The sequence below is a fragment of the Arthrobacter sp. StoSoilB22 genome (genome assembly GCF_019977315.1).
Taxonomy (GTDB): Bacteria; Actinomycetota; Actinomycetes; order Actinomycetales; family Micrococcaceae; genus Arthrobacter.
In genome coordinates this window covers 3424230-3441711 of record NZ_AP024652.1, presented here as the reverse complement: position 1 = coordinate 3441711, position 17482 = coordinate 3424230, and the positions used below count along the sequence as shown (strand labels likewise).

Annotated in this window: 15 protein-coding genes; 3 read left to right on the top strand and 12 right to left on the bottom strand. The window is 58.2% G+C overall.

Features of this window, described 5'->3' with window-relative positions; all coding sequences use genetic code 11:
• Positions 1-54: 54 nt before the first annotated feature.
• The 12 genes from LDN70_RS15970 to LDN70_RS15915 form a co-directional block, all read right to left on the bottom strand.
• Positions 55-1512 carry a sugar transferase gene (locus LDN70_RS15970; protein ID WP_223940750.1) on the bottom strand — a complete coding sequence of 486 codons (1458 nt, stop codon included), beginning with the start codon at positions 1510-1512 and terminating at the stop codon, positions 55-57.
• A gap of 45 nt (positions 1513-1557) precedes the next feature.
• Positions 1558-2532, bottom strand: coding sequence for a GDP-L-fucose synthase family protein (locus LDN70_RS15965; RefSeq protein WP_223940749.1), 975 nt, complete (start codon positions 2530-2532; stop codon positions 1558-1560).
• Positions 2532-3560: a GDP-mannose 4,6-dehydratase gene (gene gmd, locus LDN70_RS15960; protein WP_223940748.1), complete on the bottom strand. Its 1029-nt coding sequence runs from the start codon at positions 3558-3560 to the stop codon at positions 2532-2534. The genes LDN70_RS15965 and gmd overlap by 1 nt, the downstream gene beginning before the upstream one ends.
• A 518-nt stretch (positions 3561-4078) precedes the next feature.
• Positions 4079-5404, bottom strand: coding sequence for a lipopolysaccharide biosynthesis protein (locus LDN70_RS15955; RefSeq protein ID WP_223940747.1), 1326 nt, complete (start codon positions 5402-5404; stop codon positions 4079-4081).
• Positions 5405-5413: 9 nt separating this feature from the next.
• The gene (locus LDN70_RS21265; protein ID WP_223940746.1) at positions 5414-6295 is read right to left on the bottom strand and encodes a glycosyltransferase family 2 protein; all 882 of its coding nucleotides are present in this window, start codon (positions 6293-6295) and stop codon (positions 5414-5416) included.
• On the bottom strand, positions 6292-7101 hold the full coding sequence (locus tag LDN70_RS15945; RefSeq protein ID WP_223940745.1) for a glycosyltransferase family 2 protein: 810 nt from the start codon (positions 7099-7101) through the stop codon (positions 6292-6294). The genes LDN70_RS21265 and LDN70_RS15945 overlap by 4 nt, the downstream gene beginning before the upstream one ends.
• Positions 7098-8108, bottom strand: coding sequence for a glycosyltransferase (locus tag LDN70_RS21260; protein ID WP_223942669.1), 1011 nt, complete (start codon positions 8106-8108; stop codon positions 7098-7100). Before LDN70_RS21260 ends, LDN70_RS15945 begins: the two co-directional genes overlap by 4 nt.
• Positions 8109-8131: 23 nt before the next feature.
• A complete protein-coding gene (locus LDN70_RS15935; RefSeq protein WP_286198863.1) occupies positions 8132-9166 on the bottom strand; it encodes a polysaccharide pyruvyl transferase family protein in 1035 nt (344 codons plus the stop codon).
• Positions 9167-9260: 94 nt separating this feature from the next.
• Complete coding sequence (locus LDN70_RS15930) at positions 9261-10346, bottom strand: glycosyltransferase family 4 protein (RefSeq protein WP_223940743.1); 1086 nt, start codon at positions 10344-10346, stop codon at positions 9261-9263.
• Positions 10347-10448: 102 nt separating this feature from the next.
• Positions 10449-11888 carry a tyrosine-protein kinase domain-containing protein gene (locus LDN70_RS15925; protein ID WP_286198862.1) on the bottom strand — a complete coding sequence of 480 codons (1440 nt, stop codon included), beginning with the start codon at positions 11886-11888 and terminating at the stop codon, positions 10449-10451.
• Positions 11889-12350: 462 nt separating this feature from the next.
• Positions 12351-12899 (bottom strand): YdcF family protein, encoded by a 549-nt coding sequence (locus LDN70_RS15920; protein ID WP_223940741.1) that lies wholly within the window; start codon positions 12897-12899, stop codon positions 12351-12353.
• Positions 12896-13360: an Lrp/AsnC family transcriptional regulator gene (locus tag LDN70_RS15915; protein WP_043806261.1), complete on the bottom strand. Its 465-nt coding sequence runs from the start codon at positions 13358-13360 to the stop codon at positions 12896-12898. Before LDN70_RS15915 ends, LDN70_RS15920 begins: the two co-directional genes overlap by 4 nt.
• Before the next feature lie 171 nt (positions 13361-13531).
• Between LDN70_RS15915 and pdhA the strand changes: the two genes are divergently transcribed.
• The 3 genes from pdhA to LDN70_RS15900 are packed head-to-tail and all read left to right on the top strand — an operon-like array spanning position 13532 to position 17306.
• Positions 13532-14725, top strand: a complete 1194-nt coding sequence (gene pdhA, locus LDN70_RS15910) for a pyruvate dehydrogenase (acetyl-transferring) E1 component subunit alpha (protein WP_223940740.1) — start codon at positions 13532-13534, stop codon at positions 14723-14725.
• Positions 14722-15810, top strand: a complete 1089-nt coding sequence (locus LDN70_RS15905; RefSeq protein WP_223940739.1) for an alpha-ketoacid dehydrogenase subunit beta — start codon at positions 14722-14724, stop codon at positions 15808-15810. The genes pdhA and LDN70_RS15905 overlap by 4 nt, the downstream gene beginning before the upstream one ends.
• Positions 15811-15812: 2 nt before the next feature.
• Positions 15813-17306 carry a dihydrolipoamide acetyltransferase family protein gene (locus LDN70_RS15900; RefSeq protein WP_223940738.1) on the top strand — a complete coding sequence of 498 codons (1494 nt, stop codon included), beginning with the start codon at positions 15813-15815 and terminating at the stop codon, positions 17304-17306.
• Positions 17307-17482: the final 176 nt, after the last annotated feature.

Here is a 17482-nt window from a genome sequence, read left to right as displayed (position 1 = left end):
CCTTCCGATTACCTACACACTTATGGCGACAACTTGCCGACAAGTTGAATTTGATTAGACCGCACCGCTGCTGGTGAAAACGGCCTTAAAAGTCTTGAAGAGAATCAGCACATCACCCATCAGTGACCAATTTTCGACGTAGTAGAGGTCAAGCCTGATGCTCTCTTCCCACGTCAGATTTGATCGGCCGCTGACCTGCCATAGTCCGCTCATTCCCGGGCTAACATACAGACGCCTATGCGCCGCATCGTCATAGAGGGCAACCTCTCCGTGCCGCTGCGGGCGCGGGCCGACCAAGCTCATGCTTCCGCCTAGGACATTCAGCAGTTGCGGCAACTCGTCGAGGGAGTACTTACGCAAGACCCGGCCTATTGGCGTTATGCGGGGGTCGTTCTCGACCTTAAAGAGCGGCTTGTCCGCCGTGCCCTGAGCCTCAAGGAGTGCTTTCAGCTCAGCATCGGCATTCAACTTCATGGAACGGAACTTGAACATGTCGAATGACGTTCCGCGAAGTCCAATCCTTTCTTGGCGGTAGAAAATAGGACCCGGGCCGCTGAGCCGAACCAACAAAGCAATGGCCAGAAGGAGGGGTGACAGAACTAGCAAAAGTGATCCGGCGATTGCAATGTCGAAGGTACGCTTGGCTACCCTCTTTCCGCCCGTGAGTTTTGGCGTCGAAACGTGAATTAGAGGTAGACCTGCAACTGGCTGCGTATGGATGCGAGGACCAGCCACGTCCGTAAGGGCTGGGGCCAGAATCATCCCGATGTCACGAGCAGATAGTTCCCAGCCCAAACGTCGTAGATCCTTGGGGTGAATGTTGACGCCGGCGGAGATGGCGACGGCGTCAACTTCAGCTTCAAGAATCGCCGCCAATATCGAGTCGAAGTCGTTACCTACTCCCGTTAACGGCACGCTTAGCCGAGATGCCGACTCCGAATCGTAAGCGGCCCCAGGGACGTGAGCGGCAACGGGAAGATACCCAGCATGAGGTGCGCCCCTGAGGGAGCGAATGAGGTGTTGGGCAGAGTGGGGTCCTCCAATAATCAACACTCGTGACATGCTGTTGCCCCGCTGTCGGTCAAGACTTAAGTGCTGTCGAACTAGCCACCTTGCGGCGAGAAGGGTTATAGCGCCCGCAGGGAAGGCCAATCCGACGTAGCCCCTTGCCGTATCTATCTTGAGTGCATAGGAGAAAATTGCAACGAAACCGAATAGCCACGCCGAAGCCGCGATGACCCGTTTGTACTCCTCGCTTCCAGAACCGAGGATTTTCGCTTCGCGGCTTCCCCAAATCTCCAGCATCAGCCACCAAGCGACTGCTAAGACAGCGGACAGAACGATGTAATCAGTGTCCTTGACGTCCTGGGCACTGAGATCGCTGAATCCGAAGCGGACGCCGAAAGCGCCAACGACAGCCCACGCGATTACGGCCGCGTCAACAAATCTAAGGCGCCTGGCATATCTGCGGCGCCACTTAGGCAGTAGCCCAGCGGTCTGCTGCACAGTCACAGTCCCCGACTTGGTCACGCCATCCCCCCATTCAAAAGACCTTGCTTAATTTCTAACGTGACCGATGTTGCTTCTGTACCACTCCACAGTGGAGCGGATACCGGACACCAGATCAATGCTGGCCGTCCAACCTGACGCCGTAAGTTTGGAGATATCGAGTAGCTTCCGTGGAGTGCCGTCCGGTTTAGATGTGTCCCACTCAATGGCGCCCGTGTAGCCGACAGCTTCCGCCACAATAGTGGCAAGTTCCGTGATCGTGACGTCCTGCCCTGTCCCTACGTTGACTTGCTCAGGACCGTCATAACTCTCCAGTAGATGCAAGCAGGCTGAAGCCATGTCGTCGACATGCAAGAACTCTCTGCGCGGAGAGCCGGAACCCCAGTTTGTGACTACAGGGGTTCCGGAGGCTGCGGCTTCGTCGTAGCGACGGATCAACGCAGGGAGTACGTGCGACCCTGTGGGAGAGAAGTTGTCTCCTGGGCCGTACAAGTTGGTGGGCATGGCAGAAATCCACGGTAGACCGTACTGGCGTCTCATTGCCTGCACATGCATGATTCCGGCAATTTTGGCAATGGCATACGCATCATTAGTCGCTTCCAAGTGGCCGGTGAGGAGCGAGTCCTCACGAATCGGCTGCTCGGCGAACTTGGGGTAGATGCAGGAGGAACCGAGGAACAATAGTCGTTCCGTGCCATGTTCGCGGGCGGCATCTAGTACGTTTACCTGAATGCGAAGATTGTCGCTAAGAAAGTCGACTGGGTATGTACTATTCGCCAGAATCCCACCGACCTTTGCGGCAGCTAAAACTACATAGCGGGGCTTATTTCTTGCGAAGAACGCAAATACCGCGTCCCGATCTTTCAGGTCAAGCTCTGACGATCCTCGACCTATAAGGTTCTTGAAACCCTCTGACTCGAGCTTGCGCCAGATTGCCGATCCGACCAATCCCTTGTGGCCAGCTACATAGAACAGAGCTTCTCGATCAAGTGGGCCCGGCTGAAACTCGGTGGAGGCTGTCATTAGAGCTTCCAACTCTCAAGATCGACTGAATCGATCCAGTGATCGCCTGCGTGTTTGAGAGCCTCGATGTCGGCGTCGACCATGATGCGCGCGAGTTCGGGGGTCTGGACAGTGGCCTTCCAACCTAACTTCTCATGAGCCTTGGAGGCGTCGCCCACGAGGGCATCAACCTCAGTCGGCCGGAGGTACCGCTCGTCGAACCGTACGTGCTTTTCCCAGTCCAAACCGGCATGCTCAAAAGCGATCTGGAGGAAATCCTTTACGGTGTAGTTTCCGCCGGTAGCCAGTACGAAGTCTTCCGGCTCATCTGCCTGTAGCATGCGCCACATGCCTTCGACGTACTCCGCTGCATAACCCCAGTCTCGGACGGCGTCCAGATTGCCCATGTAGAGAAGGTCTTGACGCCCGGCCTTGATGGCGGCGACGGCTCGCGTGATCTTGCGCGTTACGAAAGTCTCACCGCGGCGCGGAGACTCGTGGTTAAAGAGGATGCCGTTGACCGCATACATCCCATATGCCTCACGGTAGTTTTTGGTAACCCAATAGCTGTAAACCTTGGCTGCACCGTAGGGAGAACGGGGATAGAAGGGGGTGTCCTCGTTCTGCGGGGGAGGGGTCGCCCCGAACATTTCGGATGACGATGCCTGGTAGAACCGAGTTTCAATTCCGGACATTCGAACGGCCTCGAGAAGTCGAATAGATCCGATGCCGGTCGTGTCACCTGTATGCTCAGGCTCGTCAAATGAAACGCGGACATGAGACTGAGCGGCAAGGTTATAGACCTCGTCAGGGCGGATTTCCGCCATCAGCGTCACGAGCCTAGCGCCGTCACTGAGATCACCGTAATGCAGAAAGAGCTTGGCCTTTGGATCGTGAGGATCAACGTAAAGGTGGTCTATCCGAGCAGTGTTGAACGTGGATGCTCGGCGAATGAGTCCGTGAACCTCATAGCCTTTTGCGAGGAGTAGTTCCGCGAGGTACGAGCCATCTTGCCCTGTGATACCCGTAATGAACGCGCGTTTTGTCATTTTGCCCCCATGGTGCGTAAGTGATCGATCGCGAGCCCAGCGGCTACGCGTCTATGCCAGGCTTGTATCGCAAATAGCATATGCCGTGGCGTGCGTGACTCGGAAATTTTGGTCGTCATGATGCGAGAGTTGCGTTAGGTTGCGAAAGAACGCCTGGATGGTCTACGAATCCGATCGCTGAGTTCCTCAGCTGACGATCGCTTGGAACTCGCCGATTCGCATCGATACGACTCTAGAGATGGCGGCTCCGCGATTCCTTCTCCTTGCCAATCGTGATTTCTGCATCCGTTGGGGTCTAAGAATCGCAGGGCGGCAAGCGCCAGCGACAGGAGTCTTGACCAAGATGCAGGCGCGGATTCCGATGTTCCTAATGACCCTGTCAGCGGCGCGATTGAAAAGGGACACCTGATGAAAACAGGTGTGCTCTCCGTAGCTGCAGTAGTCTTTCCATTCGCCATGATGCAGAAATCACAGTACTCCCCGCGGCAACTCATTAGCGGTGAGTTGTCGAGGCAGTTCTACGTATTTCTTTGTTGCCGTGCCACACGCTTGTATGCCACACGGATACTGGGGATAACTTGGAGTACCAGCATGGATGCAGCCATCGCAAGATATGGTGCGGCAGCGCCGAGATGCGGCACCATGAACACAATTAGCGTCACGGTGCTGGCGGCAACGAGGATGACACACGCTGCTTGGAACCACAATCCACTCGTGTCGCTTAGCAACATGGCACTGGGCTGGTGAATGGCCTGAATGAGCAGATAGCTTACGGCGCCAACGGCAAGGAGGGTTGGAGGCGAAACTTGGCCGTCGGAGAGGATCGTCGCGGCTATTGGAGCTAGGCAAAACAGCGCCGTTGCGAAGACGAGTCCTATGAAAGCGAAGATCACCAAATGATGCTTGAACGCAGATGTTGAGAGACTGTTAGCGTGAAGATCCTTTCGGTATCGCGCCCAGAGGTTCTGCCCGACGACACCCGTGATTGCAAGAAGCGGACCCAGGAACTGGGCCACCAAGGAATACTCAGCCACGTTCTGCGGCGTTCCGAAATGGGACAAGAGTACTCTGTGGCTTTGAAAGCCAATCGTCATTCCGACGGAGATGATAAGGAAGGGTGCCGCAGTAAGCCAGAGTGAAGTCCCTCTGGCATCTGGCGAGAACAACGAAGTAAACGGAAGATTGAGTCGCAGACCATATCGTCGGCGGGCAACGATGTAGCCTAATGCCGCAGTTGCAAGGTAGGCCGTACCTGGGCCCCAGAAATATGCATACGATGGCGCCCCCAAGACCATGAGTGGGATGTAAATGCACACCTGGACTATTGGCCCAACCATCCCGATGCGAACTACATCGATCATCCGTCCGAGTCCCTGGAGAACGCGGCCACCCATTCCGAGCGGGATGGCCAACGCAATGCAAGCAAACGTGTAGGCAGTCGCCTCCGGTATCCCCGGCGTATCAGCCAGGTTTCCAAGAAGACCGTCGAACGAAAAGACGTAATACGCCAGCGCGGTTATGCCGATCACCAACAGCATGAAGATGATCATGAAATCTCGCGCCTTTGACACCGTCCTTCTATATTGGCCGCGTGTTAGCCGAGCGGCAGAGCGGTCGGAAGTGGCATTGACAATACTCGCCCCGAGCCCAAGGTCGGCAAAGGGGAGGAGGTTGACGAGCGACGCAACGATGGCAAAGGCCGCGTATGCCGAAGAGCCATGCTGACGCGACAAAACAGCTATGGCTAGGACGTTGGCCCCAAAACCCGCGACCAATGCAATGAGGCGGTAAAGTGCCACTCCTCCGAGGTCAATCTCCCTAGCCCGTGCTAGTAGAGCCGTCATGTGTAGTTCCTATTGCCTAATGGCGGCAGGACGCCAAATCCGCTTCAAAAGCTTGCCCGGCAACAGCCTTGGGGCAGCCGCAATTGATCGAAGTGTCCACAGGGCCGCGCTCGTCTTCCGGTTGTTTGCCCATGCAGATCTGGCGGCCCGAGTGTACGCTGCGCCTTTGATTTCCGCAGGCGACATCAGCTCCACTTTTGCGCCAGTAGCAAAGGCATAGTGCGTCCTGATCGCCTCTTTGTCCGTTATAGCTGCCGTTGGTGCGTGACTGGATTTGCCTGCATAAAGCCGGTATCTCGTCGCTGGCTCATTGTGCATTCCAACTTGCCCAACCATGGACAGACGGATTATTAATTCGTAGTCCTCGGCATAGCGTGTCTCCAAGGAAGGAATAAAAAGGCTAGCTGAGCGGTCGAAGGCTGACCGTCGCATCACAGCTGCAGCTGGCGGCCAAGGTCCGAACCCCGTAGCGAGCAAGTCTTCCGTTGACACGTTCCGGTAGTGGCGCTTGAGCAATTGTTCGCGACCGCTGGGATCGACTCCAATCACCCGTCCGCCTACCACGCACAGTTCAGCGTCCGACTGAAGCATTCGGAGTGATTCGGTCACGCCCGCAGGTATGAGTTCATCGTCTGCATCTAGCAGGGCAATGAACTCTGTAGTGCTGTGGCTAATTCCAGTACGGCGAGCTTGGGATGCGCCGGCGTTGGTTTGCGCGATCACCTCAGCTCCAGCGTCTCGGGCGACAGATGCTGTCGCATCCGTGGAGCCGTCGTCGACAACCAAGATTCGGCATCCTTGTATCGCGCGGCAGCTATCAATTGCTCGACGAATCGTATCCTGCGAGTTGTAGGCAGGTATTACTACGGTGACTATATCTACGGCGGTCAAGATGCGTCTCCCGTCAATTGCCTCGGCTCAGCCCTCCGGAGGGGTCTCCGCAGTAGGCGTTCAAGCATCGTGAAACCTGCAAAGAATACGGATAACGCGCTGTCAATCTTGGCCGATCGGGTGACTCGGACATTCGCGACACTTCTGGCACGAATCATGTCCTTATAGTGAGCCCAAGCGTTTCTGGTGGAACCAGCCCCTAGTGCGTCGAAGTCACATAATACCTCGGTCCACACCGCTGGCAGGGAGCGCATGGAGCACTCCATCATGAACAACTGATCGGCGGTCAGTCCGAATTTAGTATCGTAGCCTCCGACCTCCCAGAACAGCTTGCGAGAAAAAACTGTGGCCTGATGAGGGATGATGCGTCCGCCAATTAGAAAACGTGCGTGTTCAAACGGTACTTGCCCTCCAACGCCGATGGATGAGGTTTCCCGAACGATGTTGCTGAGTCCGTAGCCCCATTCGAAGTCCGTCTCAGCATATTTGGATGCCACAAATGATGCAGATTCCGAAGAATGGAATGTATCTGAAGAATGGAGGAACCATAGTACGGAACCCGTGGCCATCCCTGCGCCCTTATTCATGGCATCGTAGCGGCCATCATCTTTTTCACTTACCCATTGAAGAGACCCATCCTGGCTGGCCAGATACTCAGCAGTACCATCCGTTGACCCACCATCAACGACAATATGTTCGATGTCAGGCCATGACTGGCTCTTCACGCTGGCAATTGTCTTCTTGAGGCCCTCGACATCGTTCCATGCGATAGTAATAACACTAATTTTCATAAAGGTGCCTTTCATGCCCCTTGGCTGCGGCGATGCTGGTGCGTTCCTATGGCGGAGTCGTACGCACTCACGAGGATTCGGCGGGCATCCTCTACGGTATGTTTCCGAGCGACCGCCTCCGTCATTTCAGTTACGAGCTGCTTGTGGCCCGGATCCGAGAAGAAAGTCCTGATGCTTTCGGCAATCCGGTGAGCGGGCTCGGCAACTGTGTAATAGCCCAGGGAGCTCATAGTGGGGATGGCCCGTGCGATGACCGGAGTGCCGAGGGTGGCCGCCTCAATTGCTGAGATCGGCGCAGCTTCCCAGGCCCCTGTGTGGACATAAAGATGGGATGCCGCCACTTTGCGGCGAGCCTGTTCGGGGCTTACCCACCCGCTGACCCGGACTCCAGCCTCAAGCAGCCGCTTTTTCATTTCGGGGTCTCCGTCACCGACCCAAACGAAATCAATATTGCCGCCTACTAGCTCGGCTACCTCAGCGAATAGGTTGGGATCCTTTTGCCATCCGATTCGGCCCACCATTGTTACGCTTGGGCGTTCGTCTTTCCCAACGGCAGCGCTCATTTTGGGAACTGCGTTGGGCACGAAATGAACAGGCATGCGAGAGTTGAGCAGTGAACCCAGTCTGGCCTCGTGCGGACTGACTGCAACCAAGGTCTGTGGACGGACGGCCAGGATCTGCTCCGCCAGCCTTAATGCCTTCTGCCATACTCGTGACTTGTCACGGCGCTCGAATGCGTAGCAGTGTGGGGAGTAGACTAGCGGGCTCGTTGTAGGTGCCAGTAATCGTGCCAAGCCTGCGAAACTGGAGTGAATATGTACGACGTCGGGGCGTTCGCTCTTTACTAGGGTGCGAACCTTTAGCAGATAGTTGATCAGTGAGCCGCTGTACTCGATAACACGCGTGTTGGCCGCAAACTCACCCGCAGATTCACCAGGTCTGGGCCGTCCGAAAACGATGTGTTGGTCAGAGGCCAGAAGATGGGTGTATTTCGAGATTGCGTTCTGAACACCTCCGCCCATAGCTTCCGTGACATGTAGGACCTTCACGAAGCCTCCCAGGATCTGGTGGCCGACTGCTGTGATCCGTTTACAACGGAAGAAATGACGTCGAGCAGGTAATTCTCCGTTGAACGGATTTCAGCCTTTTTTGTCTCGATGAGACTCCAAAAAGCGTCTGGATTCCCAAGTATTCGTTGCATGAGCGCGTCCACTTGAGCCAGTGTCGCATCACGTGCATTTAGTACGAAGTCATCTAAGCCGATGTCCTCATATGCACCCCACCCTTTTCGTTCATAACTGAGATGGATCGCAGGGAAGCCGGCTATCAGTGATGATAGTGCGCCATGCAGGCGGGTGCTAACAACGATGCGCGGCGATTCATCGGCCAAGACTTCAGCCATTGGGCGCGGAGTTCTTGTGCCTAGGCGCTGAGTCAGAGGAAGATCGTCATTGCCCCCACCCGTCGATTGAAGGGCCCACTCGAACTGCTTGGATTTGCTAGCCTCGTCGAGAAGTTCGTAGTAGCGGCGAGGCCTCGAAAGTTCACGTGCGACGATTACAGGGTCGTCCGACAAAGGGGTGGATACCCCTGAAGGCCTGGGTTGGCGAGCAAGCTCGAGAACAGCTAGGTCTGGCATTCTTAAAACAGACGCTACGCTTGCGAACTCCGACAGGGACCTGTCGTCCCTAACGCAGACCGTCCGTATTTTGGCCAGTTGGCGCGCTACTGCACGCTTATAAACCCCCTTGAAAGGGCCTATGCTCTGCGAGAGGTAAATAGCTTTATGTCCATACCGAGCAGCCAATTTAAGTTGGCCGTAGTGAGCGCCCCAGCTCTTGATGGCTGGGCCGATGCTACCGCCACGAAGGTATCCTCCGCCGACTGCGACGATGAGATCCGCTTGTTCTGCTAGCTCTTTGATCTCATTACAGGGTCCAAGAAAGCCGGTTGCCAACATCGCTGCACGACGGGGAATGCGTGTGGACTTGCTCAAGAAGCGATCACGCCACTGGACGTATTCATCACCTTCAAAGGCGCTTGCCTCAGAAGCTATTACGCGGAAGTCTGCGTTGTCCAAAGCGCGGAGTACTGTAGCTTTTGCTAGTTCGACCAGCAGCCCATCACCGGAGTTCTTCGGGCTGTAAGCGTGCAGTAAAAGAACTCGTGGTGAGCTAGCTTCCCAGGTAGTCGACAATTGAACTCCTCGTGTTCAGGTTCTGTGATGATTCCAACGCTTCGTCAAAGGCCATGACTCGAACGTCAGGTCGAGTTGCGAGCGTCGATACGATTTCTTCGAACTCATTCGCATCTCCAAATAGCCACATCGGGCCATTCTTTTCGAGGTCCTGGAAAGCCTCGATGCGGCTTCCGATTGTGGCCCGTCCTCGTGCGCGGGCTTCCCAAACGACCAAGGGGTTCAGTTCCCAGCGACTCGGCATGATCACCGCATCGGACCAGTCCAGATGTGATGCCACATCGTCCACGTGGGAAAGGACCTCGAAGGTATGGATGGGATTTAGATTCTTGTGCAGGTCAGTGACGCTTCGCTTTTCCTCACCATCGCCGAGGCATCGGATATGAACCGGTACTTTAACGTTTTTCAGTAGTTCTGGGAGGCGGTCAAGGCCTTTTTGTTTCGAGATTCTGCCTGCGAACACAAGACGCACGGATTCCAAAGTGCCGGTCCGAGGTGGAACTGGTGGATTGGCCACTGATTTTATGATGTTGTGTTCGATTTTGACAGTCCGCGAGTCGCCGAATCCTGCGCCAATCAATTCCCGCACAGCGCGATTGGATGGCGCCGTGATCAGTCCGGCACGCCGTACACCACGCTTCACTAGTACGTCTTCAACCTTGCCTTGGATGCCAACTGAGTCTGTGGATGGCAGTTGGTGGAAGCTGGCTGCAAGACGTCTACCTGCAAAGGCTCGGGCGGGCAGCAAGCCAAGCACCAGATGGCTACCACGCATGAGTGAATATATGCGGTTGCTGTCGCGGACGTATCCGCGGATCTGCAGGGCGGCTTTCAGGACTCCCAGTGGATTCCTTGGAAGACCCAGCTCGATCGTTTTGTGGACTAGTTTTTTTACTGGATCATGATTGCGGTTGCCGCCAAACAGGATTAGCAATGTCGAGTCTTGAACCGGAAGCTGACCAAGAATTCCCTCCAAGGCACCTTGGGCACCTCCGCCTTCCAGCCAAGGCACAACGATTAGGGTGCGTGCCACTTTCGGCTGCCGTTTTTGTGCCGTAGGCATGTTGAAGTCACTTTCGTTTCACGTAGTCCCATGGACTAGCCACGCATGAACCTTGTTTGTCCCTGGCGTTTGCCGATGCCCTACGCTCGGGCAGATTTGCTCTTAGCTGACGCTGGAACGCTTCGACTCTTGGTCGGCGCCTACTGAGCTCGTTGATGTCTGGGGGGTGCGAGGCACAGAGTTATTGACGAGTGCGGCCGGGAAGACTTTCGAGCCTCGCATCGGAGTGGTTTCATCAGCGGGGCGGTGGCTTTCATAGTTCGCGTAGGAGTAGGCATATGCATCCGGCCCCTTGGTCGGAAGGCGATTGAGTACGACCCCGAGAATGTTCGCTTCGACGAGTTGCAAAGCTGCTAGCGACTTGGTTAGGTCTTGGGATCTCGTCTTCTGCGCTCCTACGACGACTACGACACCCCCGGCGTGTTGGGAGAGAACTGCCGCGTCAGTTACTGGCAGCAAGGGTGGCGCATCGATGATCAGCGTATCGAAGACGCTCTCTAAGCGCTGTATGAGGACTCTCATATCATCGGAGCCCAGCAGTTCACTGGGGTTCGGAGGTATCTGTCCCGAGGCGAGTACATACAGGTCGTTTGCGCCCCAAGGCTGTAGTAGGTCATTAACATCAGCTGAGCCCACCAACGCTGTTGTTAAGCCCGCACTTCGCTCGAGGCCGAGATATTCGGCAACCATGGGTCTCCGGAGGTCAGCGTCTATGAGGCAAACACTCTGTCCCGCCTCTGCCAAGGAGATCGCTAGATTAATGGCAGTAGTGCTCTTGCCCTCGCCAGGAAGGCTGGATGTTACGACGAAGCTCTTAGCGTGACCAGAAACGTTCGCGAACTGCAGGTTAGTTCTCAGTTGACGGAAGGACTCTGCGCGAGGGCTTTGAAATGCGGCCTGCGTGAGTAGTGGTTTCTTTTCAGCATCGGCTTCGAACGCTATGCCACCGAGCAGGGGCTCGTCGCTAACTGCCCGGAGGTCCACTTCACTCTTGATCCGGGTGTCGAGCAGAGAGCGAAGTGCGGCAATCCCTAAGCCGGAGGCCAAACCGACCAGAAGGCCAACGGCTAGATTCAGTTTCGTATTGGGGCCTGAAGGGGACGTTGGAGCAACCGCAGGCGAAATGACCGAGAGGCTGATGGGGGAAGTTCCTCCGGCCTTCGGTCGTTCAAGGGTGTCAACAGCATTGACAAGGCTTGAGGATATAGCCTGGGCAATGGCCGCAGCCTGAACCGGTGAGGAGTCTGATACTTCAATGTTGATTAGTACGGTGTTGAGATCGGAGGAAGTCTTCACCCGCTGGCTCAGTTCTTTGGGCGTAATATCCAAGCCCAGAGCATCAATGGCCGGCTGTAAGACGACTGGTGTTGCAACTGTCTTTACGTACGACTGAACACGAGCCTGACTGAAGGTGTTTCCTTGCTGCAGTTCCTGAACGGATCCGGAGCTCTGGATGGCAACGAACAGTTGAGTTTCAGCTGTGTAGGTCGGCTTCGCTGCGATGGAAACCCCGCCACCCACGGCTAGTCCTGCTAGCGACATGGCAACAACTAATATCCAATTTCGGCGAAGGATTCGAAGATAGTCGCGAAGATCCAAACCATGGCCCCCTATTTCGCATTTATGAAAACCTGCCGTGAGGCATGTCCCCAGCACGGCATTTCCTGCGGTCCTCATGATTCTACCCGTAGAGGAGCTGGCCTCGCGTTCTCCTGTCGAGGATCACTTTCTGTTACGTGCAGAAGCGTCAATAACCGAATAATGACCCGCAACCCACCCTTTTGTGACTGGCATCACACGAATGAGTCATGAGTCCGACTACTGCCCATTATGAGTGGGCCGTAGACCAGCGCTACGGTGCCGGATTCCGCGGCCTCGGGCACTCGGCGTTTGTGCCGTATCTCCAGCATGCAATGTGGATGGTGATCTTCCGATCCGCCGCGTCAAGGGAGCAGCGAGAACAGGTCGCCGCCGTTCACAAGCCACCAGAAGTGCGCAGCCCACTCAGCATTCCGGCCGCACCCACACATCCAACAAGCCACCCGTTTCCACCACGAATCGCCACACCCAAGCCGCGGGGGAGAGCTCCGGCTCTGTACCCACCATCGTCACGTCGGCAGCGATGCATTGCTTCATCAGGGTGCCGGCCCGCTGGACGTGGTAATGGGACGTCACCACGATCACTGACGTCCAGCCTCGTTCCGCTGCGAGGTCCCGAAGTCGGGCGGCTTCGCCTCTGGTGTTCAGCGGGTCCGGACGGAAGCAGTCCAGGTGAGTGGCGCCGTCGTGCTCTTCACAAAACTTGTCCGAGCCGGCGTTGGCGGGCAGGCCGGTGGTGACAACCACCAGGTCCTGGATGCCCAACTGATCCCGCAGGGCGAGGCCCACCGGGAGCCGTTCGTTGCTCATGCCGCCCAGCACCACAATCGCGTCGGTCTGTTGGGGTGTGGCGTGGGGCGGGTTGTGGAAGAGCTGGAAGGCAGCGATCAGCCACAGGACACCCGCCAAGACGCAAGACGCCAGCGTCCAGGCGAGCTTTCGTCTGAAGGTCACCGGGTATCGACGTCCTCGAACACCAGGAACGTTTGGGTGTCCAGGATGCCGTCCATGGACTGCAACTGATCGAAGATGACGCGGCGGAGGTGGATGTTGTCCGTGGCGCGGACCAAGAGAATGACGTCGAAGTCGCCGCCCACCAAAGCGATGTGGTGAATCTCCGGGATGGCCCGCAGCTGTTCCTTCAATTCGCGCCAGGAATGCTGCTGAACCTTCAACGTCACGTACGCAGAGGACCGCAGGCCCGCCTTGATGGGATCTACCAGCGCCGTGAACTTGGTCAGTACGCCCTCACCCGTGAGCCGCGCGATCCGGGAGTAGGCGTGGGCGCGGCTGATGTGGACGTTCTCTGCCACCTGAGTGATGGACATTCGCCCGTCGGTGGTCAGCTCGCGGATGATGTCCCGGTCCACACTGTCCAGCGGTACGGCGGTCTGCTCCGCCTCGGCCTCGCTCACGGGCTCTCCAATTCGTCTACAGCACGGGCACGTTACCCAGCTCACAATTGCAATTCGTCTTTCAGAGTACCCAGTTTAGGCAATGGCTTCCATGATTTGGCGGAAAGCTGGATACGAAACAGAGCCGGGGAACATACTGGAAGCACATAGTGGCTAGAGAAGGACGGACCAATGACGATCCACGCAGATCACTCTGCGCCGGAAACGGCGGTAGAGGACCAAGCTGCTGACGTTCGGACAAAATTCGGCATCAGCGTTGAGGACTACATGCTCCCCGCCCGGCACCAGATCCAAATGGTGAACCCGGACGGCACCCTCCGCTCCCATGACGAGCAAGGCACCGAACCCGGCCACGAATACCCCACACCCAGCGATGCTGAACTGCTGGCCGCGTACGAGCAGCTCGTCGTCGGACGCCGCGTCAACGATCAGAACTCTGCGCTGGTCCGGCAGGGCCGCATGGCCGTCTACCCCTCAAGCCACGGCCAGGAAGCTTGCCAGGTTGCAGCCGCCATGTGCCTGAGCGAAGGCGACTGGCTGTTCCCCACCTACCGTGACGCCGTCGCCGTCATGACCCGCGGGGTGGATCCCGTTGAGGTGATGACCATCTTCCGCGGCGACTGGCACGGCGGGTACGACCCCAGCGCGCACAACGTCGGCATCCAGTGCACCCCGCTGACCACCCAGCTGCTCCACGCCGTCGGCGTCGCCCACGCTGCCAAGCTGCGCGGAGAAAACACTGTGGTTATGGCCATGTGCGGCGACGGCGCCACCAGCGAAGGCGACTTCCACGAGGCACTGAACTTCGCCGCCGTCTTCCACCTGCCCGTCATCTTCTTCGTGCAGAACAACAAGTACGCCATCTCCGTGCCGCTCAGCCACCAGTCCGTGGCTCCGTCGCTGGCCCACAAGGCTGTTGGCTACGGCATGGCCGGTGAGCGCGTTGACGGCAACGACCTCGTGGCACTGCTCGCCGTGATGGACCGGGCCGTGAAGCTGGCCCGCGAAGGCTCCGGCCCGCTCCTGATCGAAGCCCACACCTACCGCATGCAGGCCCACACCAACGCCGACGACGCCACCCGCTACCGCCCGGACAGCGAAGTTGCCGAATGGCAGGCCAAGGATCCGCTGGCACGCATGAAGTCGTACCTCACTGATAAGGGACTGCTGGATTCCGCCGCTTCGGAGCGTATTGCCTCGCATGCTGAAGCCGTCGCCACCCAGCTCCGTGAAGGCCTGGGCGAAGATGTTCCCGTCCAGCCGCTGGACCTCTTCAAGTACGTCTTCGCCAAGCAAACCCCGCAGTTGAAAGAACAGTCCGAGCTGCTCGCCAGCGAACTCGCACGAGAGGAGAGCGGAAAATGACCGTCACCACCACCGTAAACGGAAACGTCAGCGCAGCCACCGCCAGCGCCGCCGCTTCCGCCGCGGCCACTGCCGAAGCCACCGGCCCGCAGAGCCTCACCATGGCCAAGGCGCTCAACACCGCCATGGCCGACGCCATGCGCAACGATCCCTCCGTCCTGGTCTTCGGCGAAGACGTCGGAATGCTGGGCGGCGTCTTCCGCATCACCGACGGCCTCATGGCCGAATTCGGCGAACAGCGCTGCTTCGACACCCCGCTGGCAGAATCCGGCATCGTGGGTATGGCCGTGGGTATGGCCATCAACGGCATGCGCCCCGTGATCGAAATGCAGTTCGACGCCTTCGCCTACCCGGCCTTCGAACAGATCGTCAGCCACGTCGCCAAAATGCACAACCGCACCAAGGGCAAACTCAAAATGCCCATGGTCATCCGTGTTCCCTACGCCGGCGGAATCGGGGGAGTGGAGCACCACTGCGATTCCTCCGAGTCCTACTACGCCCACACCGCCGGCCTCAAGGTCTACACCCCGGCCACCGTGGCCGACGGCTACCGCATGCTCCGCGAAGCAATCGACTCCGATGACCCCGTCATGTTCATGGAACCCAAGAAGCTCTACTGGTCCAAGGACCAGGTTGACTTGGGTGCCTTGCGAGCAGAGCACGACGCCGGAACCTCCACCGAGGGCCGCGCAGCTGTTGCCCGTCCCGGCACAGACGCGACGCTCATCGCCTACGGTCCGTCCGTTCCCACCGCGCTCGCCGCTGCGGCTGCCGCCGCCGAAGAAGGCCGGTCCCTGGAAGTCATCGACGTCCGAACCCTCGTCCCCTTCGACGACGAAACCGTCTGCGCGTCCGTACGCAAGACGGGACGCGCCGTCGTGATCGCCGAAGCCCACGGATTCGCCTCCGTGTCCTCCGAGATCGTGGCCCGCGTCCAGGAACGCGCGTTCCACTACCTCGCCGCGCCCGTCCTTCGCGTGACCGGTTTCGACGTCCCGTTCCCGTCTCCCAAGCTGGAGCACTACTACCTGCCAAGCGTCGACCGTATCCTCGACGCCGTCGACGACCTTCAATGGGAGGACTGACCATGAGCTCAGATATGCAGGTCTTCAAACTGCCCGATCTTGGGGAGGGCCTCACCGAGGCCGAACTGGTGAACTGGCTCGTTGCCGTGGGTGACGAGATTGTGGTTGACCAGCCCATCGCCGAGGTTGAAACCGCCAAGTCCATGGTTGAGGTGCCCTCGCCCTACGCCGGCACCGTTGCCGAGCTGCACGGTGAGGCGGGTCAAACGCTCGACGTCGGCAAGCCGCTGATCTCGATCGCTCGCGCTGGTTCTTCGGCGGGTTCGCCCGCTGCCGCGGCTCCTGTTCCGGCTGGGTCTGTTGATCCTTCGCCGGTGTCCTCAGGTCTTGACGCTTCGCCGGCCGCGGAAGCTGCCGCCGAGACGTACCGGACCGAGGAGAAGGCCGGATCTGGCAACGTGCTCATTGGGTACGGAACTCCCGGGGGAGTGACCGGTGGGCGGACCCGACCGCGGAAGGCGAGTGTCTCTGTCGCTTCTTCAGTTGTTGAGCCTGCAGTTGAGTCTGCTGCTGTGCCTGTGATGGAGCCTTCCGTGGCCGGGACGCGGATCCCTGGCAAGCTCAGTGCTGTGATCTCGCCGCTCGTCCGGAAAATGGCGCGCGATAACGGGGTTTCCCTCGACGCCATTGAGGGCTCGGGTACCAGTGGGCTGATCATGCGGCGGGATGTGGAGGCGGCTATCACTGCGCCTTCTGTGCCTGTTGCTGCTCCTGCTCCGGTGGCCGCTCCTGTTGCCGCTCCTGCTATTGCTTCTATTGATGCGGGTGCCGTGGACAGCCGGACTGGTTTGTCAGTCTCGGCTCGGACGCCTGTCCGTGGGGTCCGCAAGGCCGTGGCCGCCAACATGACCCGCAGCCGCTCGGAGATCCCCGAAGCCACCGTGTGGGTGGACGTGGACGCGACCGCCCTGTTGGAGATGCGTGCCGAACTTAAGAAGCGCGCGCCGCACGACACCCCTGGCTTGTTGGCTTTCATCGCCCGTTTTGTCACGGCTGGGTTAAAAAAGTACCCGGCCCTGAACACGCGCTTCGAAACTGCGGAGGACGGCTCGCAGGAGATCGTCGGGTTCGAAGGCATCAACCTCGGCTTCGCCGCGCAAACCGACCGCGGGCTCGTAGTCCCGTCGGTACGGAACGCGCACGAGCTGAGTGCCCGCGAACTGGACGCAGAGATCCGCCGACTCACCGCCGTCGCACGTGACGGAAAGGCGACCCCCACCGAACTGGGCTCCGGCACGTTCACGCTGAACAACTACGGCGTGTTCGGAGTGGACGGCTCCGCCGCGATCATCAACTACCCCGAGGTTGCGATGCTGGGCGTAGGCCGCATCATCGACAAGCCCTGGGTGGTCAACGGTGAACTGGCCGTCCGCAAGGTCACCGAGCTGACCCTCGCCTTCGACCACCGCGTGTGCGACGGCGAAACCGCGGCCGGCTTCCTCCGGTACGTGGCCGACGCAATCGAGAACCCCGGCGGCGCACTAGCGGACATGTAACCCCCGCACCCTCTCTCACATCCGATCCCCAATTCGGGATCCCTCTCTCACATCCCAAGGGCTTGAGCCGAACGCTCTATCAGTTCCGGGGGGTTTGAGCCGGACGCTCTATCAGTTCCCAAGGGCTTGAGCGGAACGCTCTATCATCCGCCCACCGGCGGGCTTCCCAGTTCAGG

Excerpts from the sequence above, each read along its gene's own strand:
- LDN70_RS15900 (WP_223940738.1), top strand. The coding sequence starts at position 15,813 with ATGAGCTCAGATATGCAGGTCTTCAAACTGCCCGATCTTGGGGAGGGC.
- gmd (WP_223940748.1), bottom strand. The coding sequence starts at position 3,560 with ATGACAAAACGCGCGTTCATTACGGGTATCACAGGGCAAGATGGCTCG.
- LDN70_RS15925 (WP_286198862.1), bottom strand. The coding sequence starts at position 11,888 with ATGTCGCTAGCAGGACTAGCCGTGGGTGGCGGGGTTTCCATCGCAGCG.
- LDN70_RS15905 (WP_223940739.1), top strand. The coding sequence starts at position 14,722 with ATGACCGTCACCACCACCGTAAACGGAAACGTCAGCGCAGCCACCGCC.
- LDN70_RS15955 (WP_223940747.1), bottom strand. The coding sequence starts at position 5,404 with ATGACGGCTCTACTAGCACGGGCTAGGGAGATTGACCTCGGAGGAGTG.
- LDN70_RS15930 (WP_223940743.1), bottom strand. The coding sequence starts at position 10,346 with ATGCCTACGGCACAAAAACGGCAGCCGAAAGTGGCACGCACCCTAATC.
- pdhA (WP_223940740.1), top strand. The coding sequence starts at position 13,532 with ATGACGATCCACGCAGATCACTCTGCGCCGGAAACGGCGGTAGAGGAC.
- LDN70_RS15945 (WP_223940745.1), bottom strand. The coding sequence starts at position 7,101 with ATGAAAGGCACCTTTATGAAAATTAGTGTTATTACTATCGCATGGAAC.
- LDN70_RS21260 (WP_223942669.1), bottom strand. The coding sequence starts at position 8,108 with ATGGGCGGAGGTGTTCAGAACGCAATCTCGAAATACACCCATCTTCTG.
- LDN70_RS15965 (WP_223940749.1), bottom strand. The coding sequence starts at position 2,532 with ATGACAGCCTCCACCGAGTTTCAGCCGGGCCCACTTGATCGAGAAGCT.